The organism is Pseudomonas hefeiensis (genome assembly GCF_030687835.1).
GTDB lineage: Bacteria > Pseudomonadota > Gammaproteobacteria > Pseudomonadales > Pseudomonadaceae > Aquipseudomonas > Aquipseudomonas hefeiensis.
In genome coordinates, this window is the sequence record NZ_CP117449.1 from 5140617 (window position 1) to 5156610 (window position 15994).

14 protein-coding genes and 2 pseudogenes are annotated in these 15994 nt (G+C 61.0%); 11 read left to right on the plus strand and 5 right to left on the minus strand.

Translation table 11 applies throughout. From position 1 onward, the window contains the following. Positions 1-29 precede the first annotated feature (29 nt). Positions 30-2732 carry a [protein-PII] uridylyltransferase gene (locus PSH57_RS23130; RefSeq protein WP_305385746.1) on the plus strand — a complete coding sequence of 901 codons (2703 nt, stop codon included), beginning with the start codon at positions 30-32 and terminating at the stop codon, positions 2730-2732. Between the two features lie 72 nt (positions 2733-2804). Beyond that, positions 2805-4004, plus strand: coding sequence for a succinyldiaminopimelate transaminase (dapC, locus tag PSH57_RS23135; RefSeq protein ID WP_305385747.1), 1200 nt, complete (start codon positions 2805-2807; stop codon positions 4002-4004). A gap of 205 nt (positions 4005-4209) precedes the next feature. Here dapC and PSH57_RS29405 read toward each other — a convergent pair. Further along, positions 4210-4353: pseudogene (locus tag PSH57_RS29405) on the minus strand (DUF6124 family protein); the annotation flags it as partial. 58 nt (positions 4354-4411) lie between these two features. On the opposite strand from PSH57_RS29405, the pseudogene PSH57_RS23140 reads away from it, so the two are divergent. Both PSH57_RS23140 and PSH57_RS23145 read left to right on the plus strand, forming a co-directional pair. Next, a pseudogene (locus tag PSH57_RS23140) lies at positions 4412-4778 on the plus strand (type II toxin-antitoxin system RelE/ParE family toxin). A gap of 10 nt (positions 4779-4788) precedes the next feature. Then, positions 4789-5091, plus strand: coding sequence for an XRE family transcriptional regulator (locus tag PSH57_RS23145; RefSeq protein WP_057448352.1), 303 nt, complete (start codon positions 4789-4791; stop codon positions 5089-5091). A 293-nt stretch (positions 5092-5384) separates the two neighbouring features. Here the strand turns inward: PSH57_RS23145 and PSH57_RS23150 are convergent, their stop codons facing one another. Then, positions 5385-5744 carry a DUF6124 family protein gene (locus PSH57_RS23150; RefSeq protein ID WP_305385748.1) on the minus strand — a complete coding sequence of 120 codons (360 nt, stop codon included), beginning with the start codon at positions 5742-5744 and terminating at the stop codon, positions 5385-5387. Positions 5745-6559: 815 nt separating this feature from the next. Continuing rightward, the gene (locus tag PSH57_RS23155; protein ID WP_305385749.1) at positions 6560-8206 is read right to left on the minus strand and encodes a Na+/H+ antiporter; all 1647 of its coding nucleotides are present in this window, start codon (positions 8204-8206) and stop codon (positions 6560-6562) included. Positions 8207-8515: 309 nt separating this feature from the next. Here PSH57_RS23155 and PSH57_RS23160 point away from each other — a divergent pair, with 309 nt between their 5' ends. The 4 genes from PSH57_RS23160 to PSH57_RS23175 all read left to right on the plus strand — a co-directional run bounded on the left by PSH57_RS23160 (position 8516) and on the right by PSH57_RS23175 (position 11733). Then, a complete protein-coding gene (locus PSH57_RS23160; RefSeq protein WP_305444750.1) occupies positions 8516-8878 on the plus strand; it encodes an ArsC family reductase in 363 nt (120 codons plus the stop codon). Positions 8879-8910: 32 nt separating this feature from the next. Next, positions 8911-9945 carry a 2,3,4,5-tetrahydropyridine-2,6-dicarboxylate N-succinyltransferase gene (dapD, locus tag PSH57_RS23165; protein ID WP_305385750.1) on the plus strand — a complete coding sequence of 345 codons (1035 nt, stop codon included), beginning with the start codon at positions 8911-8913 and terminating at the stop codon, positions 9943-9945. Positions 9946-10126: 181 nt separating this feature from the next. After that, positions 10127-11332 (plus strand): aminotransferase class V-fold PLP-dependent enzyme, encoded by a 1206-nt coding sequence (locus PSH57_RS23170; protein ID WP_305385751.1) that lies wholly within the window; start codon positions 10127-10129, stop codon positions 11330-11332. Continuing rightward, a complete protein-coding gene (locus tag PSH57_RS23175; RefSeq protein ID WP_305385752.1) occupies positions 11329-11733 on the plus strand; it encodes a SufE family protein in 405 nt (134 codons plus the stop codon). Before PSH57_RS23170 ends, PSH57_RS23175 begins: the two co-directional genes overlap by 4 nt. Positions 11734-11879: 146 nt before the next feature. On the opposite strand, the gene tcdA is transcribed toward PSH57_RS23175, so the two are convergent. After that, positions 11880-12689, minus strand: a complete 810-nt coding sequence (gene tcdA / locus PSH57_RS23180) for a tRNA cyclic N6-threonylcarbamoyladenosine(37) synthase TcdA (RefSeq protein WP_390178971.1) — start codon at positions 12687-12689, stop codon at positions 11880-11882. A 376-nt stretch (positions 12690-13065) separates the two neighbouring features. On the opposite strand from tcdA, the gene dapE reads away from it, so the two are divergent. From dapE to PSH57_RS23195, 3 genes are all read left to right on the plus strand, one after another. Further along, positions 13066-14217, plus strand: coding sequence for a succinyl-diaminopimelate desuccinylase (gene dapE, locus PSH57_RS23185; protein WP_305385753.1), 1152 nt, complete (start codon positions 13066-13068; stop codon positions 14215-14217). After that, the gene (locus tag PSH57_RS23190) at positions 14217-15026 is read left to right on the plus strand and encodes a putative RNA methyltransferase (RefSeq protein ID WP_305385754.1); all 810 of its coding nucleotides are present in this window, start codon (positions 14217-14219) and stop codon (positions 15024-15026) included. The genes dapE and PSH57_RS23190 overlap by 1 nt, the downstream gene beginning before the upstream one ends. Positions 15027-15108: 82 nt before the next feature. Then, positions 15109-15486, plus strand: coding sequence for a hypothetical protein (locus PSH57_RS23195; protein ID WP_305385755.1), 378 nt, complete (start codon positions 15109-15111; stop codon positions 15484-15486). A gap of 180 nt (positions 15487-15666) precedes the next feature. Here PSH57_RS23195 and PSH57_RS23200 read toward each other — a convergent pair whose 3' ends face one another. Beyond that, a complete protein-coding gene (locus PSH57_RS23200) occupies positions 15667-15876 on the minus strand; it encodes a cold-shock protein (protein ID WP_003184959.1) in 210 nt (69 codons plus the stop codon). Positions 15877-15994: the final 118 nt, after the last annotated feature.

The following is a 15994-nucleotide window of genomic DNA, read 5'->3' on the forward strand; positions in this document are numbered from 1 at the left end:
TATAGATAGAAAGAAAGGAAAGCCATTCGATGCCGCAGGTGGATCCCGAACTCTTCGACCGCGGCCAGTTCCAGGCTGAACTGGCCCTGAAGGCAAGCCCCATATCGGCCTTCAAGAAGGCGATCCGCCAGGCTCACGAAGTGCTCGACCAGCGCTTTCGCAGTGGCCGGGATATTCGCCGGCTGATCGAAGACCGCGCCTGGTTCGTCGATAACATCCTGCAAAAGGCCTGGGAGCAGTTCAACTGGAGCGAAGATGCCGACATTGCCCTGGTGGCGGTGGGTGGCTACGGACGCGGCGAACTGCACCCCTACTCCGACATCGATTTGCTGATCCTGCTGGACAGCGCCGACCATGAAGTTTTCCGCGACTCCATCGAGCGTTTTCTGACGCTGCTGTGGGACATCGGCCTGGAAGTCGGTCAGAGCGTGCGCTCGGTGCAGGAATGCGCCGACGAGGCCCGCGCCGACCTGACGGTGATCACCAACCTAATGGAAAGCCGGACCATCGCCGGCCCCGAGCACCTGCGCCAACGTATGCTCGAGGTCACCAGCACGGCGCACATGTGGCCCAGCAAGGACTTTTTCCTGGCCAAGCGCGCCGAGCAGAAGGCCCGCCACCACAAGTACAACGACACCGAATACAACCTGGAGCCCAACGTCAAAGGCTCCCCTGGCGGATTGCGGGACATCCAGACGATCCTGTGGGTTGCCCGTCGCCAGTACGGCACGCTGAACCTGCGAGCCCTGGCCGGCGAAGGCTTCCTGGTGGAAAGCGAAAACGCCCTGCTGGCCTCGTCCCAGGAATTTCTGTGGAAAGTGCGCTACGCCTTGCACATGCTTGCCGGGCGCTCCGAAGACCGCCTGCTGTTCGATCACCAGCGCTCCATCGCGGGCTTGCTGGGCTTCGAGGGCCAGGATGCCAAGCAGTCCATCGAAAACTTCATGCAGCAGTACTACCGGGTGGTAATGAGCATTGCCCAGCTCAGCGAGCTGATCATCCAGCACTTCGAGGAAGTCATCCTCGCGTCCCAGGACGAAGCGCCACCGCAACCGATCAACTCACGCTTCCAACTGCATGACGGCTACATCGAAGCGCGTAGCGCCAACGTGTTCCGCCGTACACCTTTTGCCATGCTCGAGATCTTCGTACTCATGGCCCAGCAGCCGGAAATCAAGGGGGTGCGCGCCGACACCATTCGCCTGCTGCGGGAAAACCGTCACCTGATCGATGACGACTTCCGCCACGATATCCGCAACACCAGCCTGTTCATCGAGCTGTTCAAGTGCAGGATCGGGGTGCATCGCAACCTGCGGCGGATGAACCGCTACGGCATTCTGGGGCGCTACCTGCCGGAGTTCGGCTTCATCGTCGGGCAAATGCAGCACGACCTGTTCCACATCTATACGGTCGATGCCCACACGCTGAACCTGATCAAGCACCTGCGTAAGTTGCAATACACCCAGGTATCAGAAAAATTCCCGCTGGCCAGCAAGCTCATGGGCAAGCTGCCCAAGCCCGAACTGATCTACATGGCAGGGCTTTATCACGATATCGGCAAAGGTCGCCAAGGCGATCACTCCGAGATCGGCGCGGTGGATGCCGAGGCGTTCTGCCAGCGGCACCAACTGCCAGTATGGGACAGCCGACTGATCGTCTGGCTGGTGCAGAATCACCTGGTGATGTCGACCACCGCCCAGCGCAAGGACTTGTCCGACCCGCAGGTGATCCACGACTTCGCTCAGATCGTCGGCGATGAAACACGCCTGGACTACCTCTATGTACTGACCGTGGCCGATATCAACGCCACCAACCCGAGCCTGTGGAATTCCTGGCGCGCCAGCCTGCTGCGCCAGCTCTACACCGAGACCAAGCGCGCCTTGCGCCGCGGCCTGGAAAACCCGGTGGACCGCGAAGAGCAGATCCGTCGCACCCAAAGCGCCGCCCTGGACATCCTGGTACGCGGTGGCACCGATCCGGACGACGTCGAGCAGCTCTGGTCGCAATTGGGCGACGACTATTTCCTGCGCCACACGGCCGGCGACGTGGCCTGGCACAGCGATGCGATTTTGCAGCAACCGGCCGATGGCGGGCCGTTGGTGCTGATCAAGGAAACCACCCAGCGCGAGTTCGAGGGCGGCACGCAGATTTTCATCTACGCCCCGGACCAGCACGACTTCTTCGCCGTGACCGTGGCGGCGATGGACCAGCTCAACCTCAACATTCACGACGCTCGGGTCATTACGTCCAGCAGCCAGTTCACCCTCGACACCTACATTGTGCTCGACACCGACGGCGATTCGATTGGCGACAACCCGGCGCGGGTCAAGCAGATCCGCGACGGTCTCACCGAGGCCCTGCGCAACCCGGCGGATTACCCGACCATCATCCAGCGCCGGGTGCCGCGCCAACTCAAGCACTTCGCCTTCGCTCCCCAGGTGACGATCCACAACGACGCCCAGCGTCAGGTCACGGTGCTGGAGCTCAGCGCCCCGGATCGCCCGGGCCTGCTGGCGCGGGTCGGGCATATATTCCTGGAGTTCGACCTGTCGTTGCAGAACGCCAAGATCGCCACCCTGGGCGAGCGGGTGGAAGACGTGTTCTTCATCACTGACGCGCATAACCAGCCGCTGTCCGATCCGCAGTTGTGCAGCCGCCTGCAGGACGCGATTGTCCGGCAGCTGAGCGTCAACCAGGAACCTGATATCAACCTGACGCGTATCAATATCTGAACCAACGAACTTCCTGTGGGAGCGAGCCTGCTCGCTCCCACAAGGACCGCGCCCACATTGACGAGGCCCTTGATGAACAACGCTCTGAACCAGCTCCAGCCTTACCCGTTCGAAAAGCTCCGTGCCCTGCTGGGCAGCGTCACGCCCAATCCGGACAAACGCCCGATCGCCCTGTCCATCGGCGAACCCAAACATCGCTCGCCAAGCTTCGTGGCTGAAGCCCTGGCCAGCAATCTGGAAAAAATGGCCGTGTACCCGACCACCCTCGGCATCCCGGAGTTGCGTGAGGCCATCACTGGTTGGTGCGAGCGCCGCTTCAACGTGCCAAACGGCTGGCTGGATCCGGCGCGTCACGTGCTGCCGGTCAATGGCACCCGTGAAGCGCTGTTTGCTTTCACCCAGACCGTGGTCAACCGTGGCGACGATGCCCTGGTGGTCAGCCCGAATCCGTTCTATCAGATCTATGAAGGCGCCGCGTTTCTGGCCGGTGCCAAGCCGCACTACCTGCCGTGCCTGGACGAAAACGGCTTCAACCCGGATTTCGACGCCGTCTCGCCGGACATCTGGAAACGCTGCCAGATCCTGTTCCTGTGCTCCCCGGGCAACCCGACCGGCGCATTGATTCCAGTGGACGTGCTGAAGAAACTCATCGCCCTGGCTGACGAACATGACTTCGTGATCGCCGCGGACGAGTGCTACAGCGAGCTGTACTTCGACGAACAGACCCCGCCGCCAGGGCTACTCAGCGCCTGCGTCGAACTCGGTCGCCAGGACTTCAAGCGCTGCGTGGTGTTCCACAGCCTGTCCAAACGCTCCAACCTGCCCGGCCTGCGCTCCGGTTTCGTGGCCGGCGACGCGGACATCCTCAAGGGCTTCTTGCTGTATCGCACCTACCACGGCTGCGCGATGCCGGTTCAGACCCAACTGGCGAGCATCGCCGCGTGGAACGACGAAGAGCATGTGCGCGCCAACCGTGGGCTGTACCGGGAGAAGTTTGACGCGGTGCTGGATATCTTAAGCCCGGTGCTGGATGTGCAGCGTCCCGATGGCAGCTTCTACTTGTGGCCGAATGTGGCAGGCGATGACGCGGCGTTCTGCCGGGACCTGTTCGAACAGGAACACGTGACCGTGGTACCGGGCTCGTACCTGTCCCGCGATGTGGATGGCGTCAACCCAGGCGCCGGGCGCGTGCGCATGGCCCTGGTCGCGCCGCTGGCTGAATGCGTGGAAGCGGCCGAGCGGATCCGCGCGTTCATTCAACGTCGGGGTTGATGGCTGTATCGGGGCTGTTGTGGCGAGGGGATTTATCCCCTCACCACAGGTTCAGTGCTTCACAGGTATTTGTGTATTTGCCTTTCGATTTATCGCGAGCAAGCTTTGCTCCCACAGCGGTTTGGTGTTGTTCACAAAGTTTGTGACCGACACCCGCCTCCTGTGGGAGCAAAGCTTGCTCGCGATGAGGCCGGCACTTATTACATCAAGTCCGAAGCTCTACCCGGTCCAGGCACTTGTTCGCCAACAACATCCCCAACTCAATCATCGGCCCCCCCAACGCTACATGCCGCCGCGAACCGTTCAGGTCAAACACCAGATCGCTGAGCATCGCATAGGTCGAGGCCAGGAGATGTCCGTAATCTCAGGATCCTGTACAAATTCTCAGTAGCAACCCAGCTTGCGAAATGCACCTATTTCGGTACACTCCATTCATGGTTGATATTGCCCCCATACTAAACGTACGTTTCTTCCGCACAGACGCCGGGAATGAGCCCGTTCGCGAATGGCTGACTGACCTGCCTCGCGAGCACAGACGAATGATCGGGACTGACATCAAGACTGTTCAGATTGGGTGGCCGATAGGTATGCCGGTGGTTCGCAAACTGGACACTGGGCTATGGGAGGTCAGGATTGACCTTGGAGATACCATCCCGCGTTCTCTTCACCGTAGTGGGCTCTGACATGGTTCTACTCCACGCTTTCATAAAGAAAAGTCAAAAAACGCCAACCACCGACATGGCAACCGCCAAGCAGCGCAAAGCAAGACTATGAGGCACAGCAAATGAACAAGCACATCGGATCTGATTTTGACGACTTCCTCGCCGAGCAAGGTATCGCCGAAGAAGTTTCCGCCGCTGCGCTCAAACGCGTTATTGCCTGGCAGATTGCCGAAGCAATGAAACTTCAGAAAGTGACCAAAAAGGCCCTTGCACAGCGGATGCACACCAGTCGCACTGCTGTTGATCGTGCGTTGGATCAGAACGATGCAGGAATGACGCTGGCAACGCTTGCCAGCGCAGCGCGTGCGTTGGGTCAGAGAGTGGAAGTGCGGCTGGTTCCTGAGCAGGAAGAGGCTCACGCATAAGCGCTGTTGTGGCGAGGGGATTCATCCCCGCTGGGCTGCGAAGCGGCCCCCAAACAGGCAACTCGGTGTGCCAGAAAGATTGAGTTCACTGCTTTAGGGCTGCTTCGCAGTCCAACGGGGATAAATCCCCTCGCCACAGGTTCAGTGCTTCACTGATATTTTTGTAATTGCCTTTCGATTTATCGCGAGCAAGCTTTGCTCCCACAGTGGTTTGGTGTTGTTCACAAAGTTTGTGACCGATACCGGATCCTGTGGGAGCAAAGCTTGCTCGCGATGAGGCCGGCACTATTACATCAAGTCCGAAGCTCTACCCGATCCAGGCACTTGTTCGCCAACAACATCCCCAACTCAATCATCTGGGCCACTCCCAATGCTACATGCCGTCGCGAGCCGTCCTGATCGAAGGCAAGGTCGTTGAGCATTGCATTGGCCGAAGCCAGGGTTTCACTGAGGTTGGCCAGCAACACTTCGGTGTCGATACCTTCAGCCACAGTGAATAGCTGTACTGAGGGCTTGGGTTCTGAGTTGCTGTCGTCAGGTTTGAGGTAGTGGTCCAGCGCACGATCAGCGGCTTCTTGTAGCTTTTCCGGGGCGTAGTCGCCGTAGGGGAAAGTGGAGGCAGGCTTTGGAGGATTGGGAGTTTCTTTGATCATGTTTATAGCTCCTAGAGAATTGGGAGCCGCCACCGAGTCTTCTCACGGACCGGAGGGTGGCAGCCGTACGCGGGGTGAGAATCCGAGTCTCTAGAAGCCCGGCCATGCCGAAGCATGCCCGCGCACGGCCGCCATAACATAATGCGCAGACGAAAAATCGCCTGCACTTTATATGGTCGGCGCCTGCGCGCCTAGAGGAGTTCGGATTCTCACGTCCGGTCGCTGAATTGGCAGCGACACCCAGAGGCTAGAGCCCTCGCTTCCGACGGACAACCTTAAAAACTTGTCGGAAACTTCGGTGCGTCTGACAGACCACAATCGCTTGCTCAGACAAGAAAAGAAATAAAACGCGCCCCCTAAAGCAAGCCATTGATTTTACGGGTTTAACACTTCAACAAATCTCATGCAGCCCTGTTTCAAGAATCAAGCTGGCTTGAATTCGCTAATACCAGTAGCCATGATCGCCCCCGTCACCAGCGAAAGCTGGCCGGAGTCTGGGTCCCTCTCAGGGCTGACCCAGCCGCGCAGACGGGGCGGAGCAAGCTCAACTGCGTGTCGATTGAAGCCGCCTTCGGGCGGCTTTGCTTTCTATGAGAACAAGGCACACCGGGCTTTGTTGCGCCTGAAATGCCGAAGATCCGCAAAGTGGTGGTGATCTATCCTGTGGCGAGGGGATTTATCCCCGCTGGGCTGCGAAGCAGCCCTCAAAGCTAACAACGCGCTGTGTCAGACAGCTTGAATTGACAGCTTTGGGACTGCTGCGCAGTCCAACGGGGATAAATCCCCTCGCCACAATTAGCTTTGCGCCATGGCTGCTATTTACCCAACCCCAAATTCGCCTCCGCCAGATCCAACTCCCCCAGCACCTCACGCAGCACGTCATCCCCAATCTGGTGATGACGGCTGAGGCGATACAACTCCAGCCGCTGCGCCCGATAGGCCTTCAAGCGCAGCCGGCGTTCCAGCAGGTCCATCTCGAACGCCAATGCCTGGGCTTCGGCGGAGTCGTTGAATACGTCGAGCTGGTGGCGATACTCAGACATCAGTCGTGCTTTGAGCTCCGCCGCCAGCGCCGCTTGGGTCGCGTCGGGCGCGCTGGCAGCCTCGCTCGTTTCGTCCACCTCCAGCGCATGGATCGCCGCTTCAGCAGTTTTGCGCCAGGCATCGCGAACTTCGTTGCGGCGCTTGTCGTCAGGGCTCTTCTCAATGCCCCGTAACAGCAGTGGCAGGGCGACGCAGGCCGCGATCAGCGACAACAGAATCACCCCGGCGGCAATGAAGATCAGCAAGTCCCGCTCGGGAAACGCTTCCCCCGCCCCCAGCAGCAACGGCACCGACAGCACCCCCGCCAACGTCACCGCCCCGCGCACACCGCCGAAGGTCAACAACCAGCAAGAACGTGCCGTCGGCACCAGGGTCAACTCGCCTTTGCCACGCCAGCGGCGCAATAGCCCGGACACGCGCCAAGTGCTTTGCACCCAGACAAACCGCAGCACCAGCAACACCAGGAAAATCGCCACCACGTCCAGGCAGCGGTAGAACAGCGTCGGCCACAATGTGGTTTCATGGCTGGTCACCGCCTTGGCGATGTCCGGCAATTGCAGGCCCAGCAGCAGGAAGATCAAGCCGTTGAAGGCAAACTCCAGCAGCGACCAGACGCTGCGATTGAGCAACCGCGTGCCGGTCTGGCGCGGCAGCAGGTCGAGCCAGCTCTGCATCATGCCGGCCGCCACCGCCGAGAGAATCCCCGAAGCGCCCAAGCGTTCAGCCAGCACATAGGCCGCGAATGGCAGCAGCAACATGAACACTACATGTGTGGCCGGATCGTCCCAGCCGCGCCCGATCATCCAGGCCCGCATACGGCCTACCAGCCAACTCAAGGCCACGCCGACCAGCAGTCCACCGATCGCCACCAGCACGAAGGTCAGGCTCGCGCCCGCCAGGGAAAACACCCCGGTGATCGCCGCCGCCAGGGCGAACTTGAAGGTGACCAGGCCCGATGCGTCGTTCATCAGCGCTTCGCCCTGGAGCATGTGCATCAACGGCGCGGGCAAGCGATCGCGGGCAATCGCCGACACCGCCACCGCGTCGGTCGGCGACAGGACCGCCGCCAGGGCAAACGCCACCGCCAGCGGGATGCTCGGCAGCAGCCAGTGAATGAAATAACCGGCGCCCACCACCGTAAACAGCACCAGCCCCACCGCCAGCGTCAGGATCGGCCCGCGCAGGCGCCAGAATTCGCGCTTGGGCATGCGCCAGCCATCGGAGAACAGCAGTGGCGGCAGGAATAAAAACAGGAACAACTCTGGATTGAGCGTTACATGCAAACCCAGGGATGGCCAGGCCAGCAACGCCCCTGCGCCGATCTGCACCAAGGGCAACGGCAACGGGATCAACCGGCCGATCAGCCGCGAAACACCCACGAGCGTCAACAGGATCAGCACGGTATAAGCGCTTTGCATAACGAGTTTCCATTTACAGCGACACACATCCGGCAACAGCTTGCCGTTGAAGTGCCATATTAACCGCTTAGCATGGGCGTAGCCGTTGTACCTATGTCGCAGCCCGCTCTGTGGAATGAGCCTGTGGGAGCTGAGCTTGCTCGCGATGAACGATGGCGCAGTCTTGCAGTTGAACCGTGTCGCCTGTATCGCGAGCAAGCTTTGCTCCCACAGGTTTGGGGGCATGCCGATCTGGGCCGTCGCCAAACCGTCCGGTCATGGCATAATCCTTCACCTTTTATTTCCAGCACCTGCAAAGGGGGCAATTCCTTGACCGATTCAAGCAAAACGTTGCACCTTTTCGGCACCAAAGCCTGTGACACGATGAAAAAGGCGCGCACCTGGCTCGATGAACACGCTGTCAGCTATGACTTTCACGATTACAAAACCGCCGGCATCGACCGTGAGCACCTGACCCAATGGTGCAACGAGCATGGCTGGCAAGTGGTGTTGAACCGTGCCGGTACGACCTTTCGCAAACTCGACGACGAACGTAAAGCCGATCTCGACCAGACGAAAGCCATCGAACTGATGCTCGCCCAACCCTCGATGATCAAGCGCCCGGTGCTTGATCTCGGTGACCGAACCCTGATTGGCTTCAAGCCAGATATTTATGCGGCAGAGATCAAGTAAACCTGCCCAGTCCATTTTGTAGAGGTAATTTCATGTCCAGTACTCTGTTCAGCCTGGCCTTCGGTGTCGGCACGCAAAACCGTCAAGGCACCTGGCTGGAAGTGTTCTACGCCCAACCGTTGCTCAACCCTTCGGCCGAGATCGTCAAGGCCATCGCGCCGATTCTGGCCTATAGCGAAGGCAACCAGGCCATCACCTTCACCACCGCCCAGGCTTCGCAACTGGCTGACGCGCTCAAGGGCGTCGATGCCGCGCAAGCCGCGTTGCTGACCCGTCTGGCCGAGAGCCACAAGCCGCTGGTCGCCACCCTGCTGGCTGAAGACGCACCACTGAGCTCCACGCCCGAGGCCTACCTCAAGCTGCATCTGTTGTCCCACCGCCTGGTCAAGCCTCATGGCCTGAACCTGACCGGTATTTTCCCGCTGCTGCCGAACGTAGCCTGGACCAGCCAGGGCGCAATCGATCTGAGCGAACTGGCCGAGCACCAGCTCGAAGCCCGTCTGCGCGGCGAGCTGCTGGAAGTGTTCTCGGTGGACAAGTTCCCGAAAATGACCGACTACGTGGTCCCGGCCGGCGTGCGTATCGCCGATGCCGCGCGGATCCGCCTGGGCGCCTATGTGGGCGAAGGCACCACGGTGATGCACGAAGGTTTCGTCAACTTCAACGCCGGCACTGAAGGACCAGGCATGATCGAAGGCCGTGTATCGGCTGGCGTGTTCGTCGGCAAGGGCTCGGACCTGGGCGGCGGTTGCTCGACCATGGGCACCCTGTCGGGCGGTGGCAACATCGTGATCAAGGTTGGCGAAGGCTGTCTGATCGGCGCCAACGCCGGCATCGGCATTCCGCTGGGTGACCGCAACACCGTGGAGTCGGGCCTGTACGTGACCGCCGGCACCAAGGTGGCGCTGCTGGACGAGAACAACCAGTTGGTCAAGGTGGTCAAGGCCCGCGAACTGGCCGGCCAGCCCGACCTGTTGTTCCGTCGCAACTCCGAGACCGGCGCGGTGGAATGCAAGACTCACAAGTCGGCCATCGAACTGAACGCTGCACTGCACGCCCACAACTAAGCCGCTTCACACCCTCACCTGTGGGAGCGAGCTTTTTTTGTGGGAGCAAAGCTTGCTCGCGAATGAACGATGACGCGGTCTCACCGTAAACCGTGTCGCTGCCATCGCGAGCAAGCTCGGCTCCCACAAAAAAAAGCCCGCTCCCGCAGGGTCCGGCGTCACTCCAGCAGGGCCCGAAAGCATGTTGATCCAATCCCCCTGGCGCGCCGACTTCCCGGCCATCGCCGCCCTGCAACGGCAAGGCCAGACCTACCTGGACAACGCCGCCACCACGCAAAAACCCCAAGCCCTGCTGGACGCCCTGGCGCATTACTACGCCAATGGCGCGGCCAACGTGCACCGCGCGCAGCATTTGCCGGGCGCCCATGCGACCCAGGCGTTCGAAGACAGCCGACTCAAAGTCTCGCAATGGCTCAATGCAGCGGATTGCGGGCAAATCGTCTTCACCCATGGCGCCACTTCGGCGCTGAATCTTCTGGCCTATGGGCTGGAACATCTTTTCAATCCGGGCGATGAAATCGTCATCAGCGCCCTGGAACACCACGCCAACCTGCTGCCGTGGCAACAACTGGCCGAGCGTCGTGCGTTGACGCTGGTGGTGTTGCCGCTGGATGCCGATGGAGTGATCGATATCAGCGCCGCCGCCGATCTGATCGGGCCACGTACGCGCCTGCTGGCGGTGAGCCAGTTGTCCAACGTGCTGGGCACCTGGCAGCCCTTACCAGCGCTATTAGCCCTGGCCAAGGCCCATGGCGCGCTGACAGTGATCGATGCCGCCCAAGGCGTGGTGCATGGCCGTCACGATGTGCAGGCACTGGGTTGCGACTTTTATGTATTTTCCAGCCATAAGCTCTATGGCCCCGAAGGACTGGGCGTGTTGTTCGGCCGCACCGAAGCGCTTCATCAACTGCGTCATTGGCAGTTCGGCGGCGAGATGGTGCAACAGGCCGACTACCACAGCGCCACGTTCCGTCCGGCACCACTGGGCTTCGAAGCCGGCACGCCGCCGATTGCCAGTGTGATCGGCCTGGGCGCGACCCTCGACTACCTGTCCGGCCTCGACCCGCAAACGGTCAGCGACCATGAAGCAGCGCTGCATGACTACCTGCTCCACGGGCTGCTGGCGCGCAACGGCGTACGCCTGGTAGGCAATCCGAGCCTGGCCCTGGTCAGCTTCGTGGTCGAAGGCGTGCACAACGCCGACCTGGCCCACTTGCTGACCGAACAAGGCATCGCCGTACGTGCCGGGCATCACTGCGCCATGCCGCTGTTCAAGCACCTGAAGTTATCGGGGGCGATTCGCGTGTCGCTGGCGCTGTACAACGACTCCGCCGATATCGAACGCTTCTTCGAAGCGCTGGACCAGGCCCTGGAGATGCTCCGATGAGCCTGCCGGCCGACGCGGCCGCAGCGCTGCAAGTCTTTCGGGACGCATCGGGGTGGGAACAGCGCGCCCGGCTGCTGATGCAATGGGGCGAGCGTTTGCCGCCCTTGAGCGATGCCGACAAATGCGAGACCAATCTGGTCAGCGGCTGTGAAAGTCAGGTGTGGCTGGTGGGACAGCTGCAGGACGGGCAGTGGCAGTTCTCCGCCAGCAGCGATGCACGGTTGATTCGTGGGCTGGTGGCGTTGCTGTTGGCGCGGGTCAACGGATTGTCCGCTGCCGAGTTGCAGCAGGTGGATTTGCCGGGTTGGTTCAATCAGCTGGGATTGTCGCGGCAGCTGTCGCCATCGCGTAGCAATGGCTTGAATGCGGTGTTGAAGCGGATGCGCGAATTGACGCAATGATTGTGGCGAGGGGATTTATCCCCGTTGGGCTGCGAAGCAGCCCCTCTAGAGCTGTGACCTCAATCCTCTTGGCATACTGAGTTGCCTGGTTTGGGGGCTGCTTCGCAGCCCAGCGGGGATAAATCCCCTCGCCACAAGAGCGGTCACTATTCGGGCTTGACCCGGTCAGCCGGCCGTCGCACACCCGCCACAATCTTATCCACAGCCTTGGTCGCCGCGACCATGCCGAATGTCGCGGTCACCATCATCACCGCGCCGAACCCACCGGCGCAGTCGAGTTTGACGCCATCGCCGACAAAACTCTTCTGCAAGCAGATGCTGCCGTCGGGTTTGGGGTAGCGCAATTGTTCGGTCGAGAACACGCAGGGCACGCTGTAGTGGCGGGTCACGGTGCGGGAAAAACCGTAGTCGCGGCGCAAGGTAGAACGCACTTTCGAGGCCAGCGGATCGTTGAACGTGCGGTTCAAGTCGCACACCTGGATCAGCGTCGGGTCGATCTGCCCGCCCGCGCCGCCGGTGGTGATGATCTGGATCTTGCGGCGCTTGCACCAGGCGATCAGCGCCGCCTTGGCATTGACGCTGTCGATGCAGTCAATCACGCAGTCAATGTTCGGCGTGATGTATTCGGCCATGGTGTCGCGGGTGACGAAATCCGCCACGGCATGCACCGTGCAGTCGGGGTTGATGCCGCGCAGGCGCTCGGCCATCACCTCGACCTTGGGTTTGCCGACGGTGCTGTCCAGGGCGTGCAGTTGGCGGTTGGCGTTGCTGACGCAGACATCGTCCAGATCGAATAACGAAATCTCGCCCACGCCGCAACGGGCGATGGCTTCCGCCGCCCAGGAACCGACGCCGCCCACCCCGACAATCGCCACATGGGCCGCCCGCAGGCGCTCCAGGCCTTCGATGCCGTACAAACGGGCGATACCGGCAAACCGTGGATCTTCTGTACTCATGACCATTACCCCAAAAACCGGCGCGCATTATAGGGCTTTGTCGTAGCAATTTAAGCAAAACCTCCGTGGGAGCGAGCCTGCTCGCGATGGCGTCGGTTCAGTCAATATCAATGTCGACTGATCCACCGCATCGCGAGCAGGCCCGCTCCCACAGTTTTTGTGCTCCACCTGTCCCGTCCCGGGAGCCCATGGTGGTCGTTTTGCTATAAGATAACCGCCATTTTGTAAGCCTCGACCGAATACAATCCAACGGTCGAACTCAGTACCTGTGGGAGCGGGCTTGCTCGCGAAGCTTTTAGCGTCAGTGATGACGCCTTCGCGAGCAAGCCCGCTCCCACATGGACTGTGATCTTCTTTCCAGCTTTCGGAGTTTTCCATGACGGCCCACGCCGACCTCTCGCCGACCCTGCAACTCGCCTGCGACCTGATCCGCCGTCCGTCCGTGACGCCGGTGGATGCCGATTGTCAGAAACTGATGATGCAGCGCCTGGGCAGCGCGGGTTTTACGCTCGAACCGATGCGCATCGAGGATGTGGATAACTTCTGGGCCAGCCATGGCAAGCATGACGGTCCGGTGCTGTGTTTCGCCGGGCACACCGACGTGGTGCCGACCGGTCCGGTGCAGGCCTGGCAGCTCGACCCGTTCGATGCGGTCATTGATGAACACGGCATGCTGTGTGGCCGTGGCGCGGCGGACATGAAAGGCAGCCTGGCGGCGATGGTGGTCGCAGCCGAACGGTTTGTCGCCGACTACCCGGACCACAAAGGCTCGATCGCCTTTCTGATCACCAGCGATGAAGAAGGCCCGGCCCACCATGGCACCAAGGCCGTGGTCGAGCGCCTCAAGGCCCGCCAGGAACGCCTGGACTGGTGCATCGTCGGCGAGCCGTCGAGCACCACCCTGGTGGGTGACGTGGTCAAGAACGGCCGCCGCGGCTCCCTCGGCGCCAAACTGACGGTGCGCGGCAAGCAAGGCCACGTGGCCTATCCGCACCTGGCGAAGAACCCCATCCACCTGGCGGCTGCGGCGCTGGCAGAGTTGGCCGCCGAGCATTGGGATCACGGCAACGACTTCTTCCCGCCCACCAGTTTCCAGATTTCCAACCTCAACTCCGGCACTGGCGCGACCAACGTGATCCCCGGCGACCTGGTGGCGGTGTTCAACTTCCGCTTCTCCACCGAGTCCACAGTCGAAGGCTTGCAAAAACGCGTCGCCGATATCCTCGACAAACATCAACTGGACTGGCACATCGATTGGGCGTTGTCGGGCCTGCCGTTCCTCACCGAACCAGGCGTTTTGCTGGATGCCGTGTCTTCGAGCATCAAGGATGTCACCGGTCGTGAGACCCAGGCATCCACCAGCGGTGGCACCTCCGATGGCCGTTTCATCGCCACCATGGGCACCCAAGTGGTGGAACTGGGGCCGGTCAATGCGACCATCCACCAAGTCAACGAACGCGTGCTGGCGGCCGACCTCGACGTACTGACCGAGATCTACTACAAGACGCTGATCAAGTTGCTCGCCTGATGCTCGCCTGTCCGATCTGCAGTGAGCCGCTGAACGCCGTGGACAACGGTGTGGCCTGCCCGGCCGGGCATCGGTTCGACCGTGCACGGCAGGGTTACCTGAACCTGTTGCCCGTGCAGCACAAAAACAGCCGCGACCCCGGTGACAACCTGGCCATGGTCCAAGCCCGTCGCGACTTTCTCAACGCCGGGCATTACGCCCCGGTCGCCCGGCGCCTGGCCGAACTTGCCGCCGAACGCGCGCCCGGTCGCTGGCTGGACATCGGCTGTGGCGAGGGCTACTACACCGCACAAATCGCCAACGCTTTGCCCGATGCCGATGGCTACGCCCTGGATATTTCCCGGGAAGCGGTCAAGCGCGCCTGCAAACGCGATCCACGGCTGACCTGGTTGATCGCCAGCATGGCCCGCATCCCCCTGGCGGACGGCTGCTGTCAGTTCCTGGCCAGCGTGTTCAGCCCGCTGGACTGGCAGGAAGCCAAACGCCTGCTCAGCCCCGGAGGCGGCCTGATGAAGGTCGGCCCGACCAGCGGCCACCTGATGGAGTTGCGCGAACGACTGTACGACGAAGTGCGCGAGTACACCGACAACAAGCACCTGGCCCTGATGCCTTCGGGCATGGTGCTGGCTCACAGCGAAACCCTCGAATTCAAGCTGACGCTCGACAGCGGCCAGGACCGCGCCAACCTGTTGGCGATGACGCCCCACGGCTGGCGCGCCAGCGCCGAACGCCGCGCCAGCGTGATCGAGCAGCCCGAGCCGTTCGAGGTCACGGTGTCGATGCGCTACGATTATTTCGTTCTTCAATAACTTTTGATTCCCGGCCTCCGGCAACCGCCGGAGGCCAGTTAAATCCGCGAATGGATTTTTCAAGACCGCAGTGAGGACATCCATGCGCCAACCCGATATCGAAATTTACCTCAAAGACGCCGACGTCGATCACAAGGCCATTGCCGCCTGGCTCGGTGAGGCCCTGGGCCCGTGCAGCGACTGGGTCCAGAAAGGCCAGACCTACAAGTGCAAGGCAGGCGATATCCCGGTGACCTGGCTGCCCAAGGCCGTGGGCAAATGGAACAGCCTGTACCTGGAAAGCGACCAGACCCCGTGGGAAGACGACATCGCCTGCGCCCGCGCAGCCTTTGCCGCGCTGAACGTCGAAGTGCGCTGCGCGCCCGGCTCGTGGGTGGAAGAAGAAGGTGAGGAATCGGCCGATCGCTGGATTCGTATCAGCGCCGATGGGGAAGAAGAAATTACCTGGAAGACGGCGTGATACAGCCAACCCCCATGTGAAAGCAGATCCCAATGCGGGAGCACTGTGGGAGCAAAGCTTGCTCGCGATGGCGGAGGTACATTCAACATCGATGCAAGCTGACCTACCACTATCGCGAGCAAGCTTTGCTCCCACAGGGGATCTCCCACAGGGGGATCTACTATGGCTTCAAGAGTGGGTTTACAACCCCACCACATCCTCAGCCTGCAAGCCCTTCTGCCCTTCCACCACTGCGTACTCGACCTGCTGGCCTTCAGTCAGTGAACGGTGGCCTTCGCCACGGATCGCGCGGTAATGCACGAATACATCCGCCCCGCCTTCACGCTGGATGAAGCCATAGCCCTTCGCGTCGTTGAACCACTTCACATTGCCGGTTTCGCGTGCTGCCATGATTGCTCACTCCCGTTTTTATTTTTAAGTCGGCCTTTCGATAGAAAGCCGTACGATCTTTGGCCGCCGTCCGGCCGTCCCCGAGGAAGGCAGAGGCAGTCAACCGCCCGAGTATATG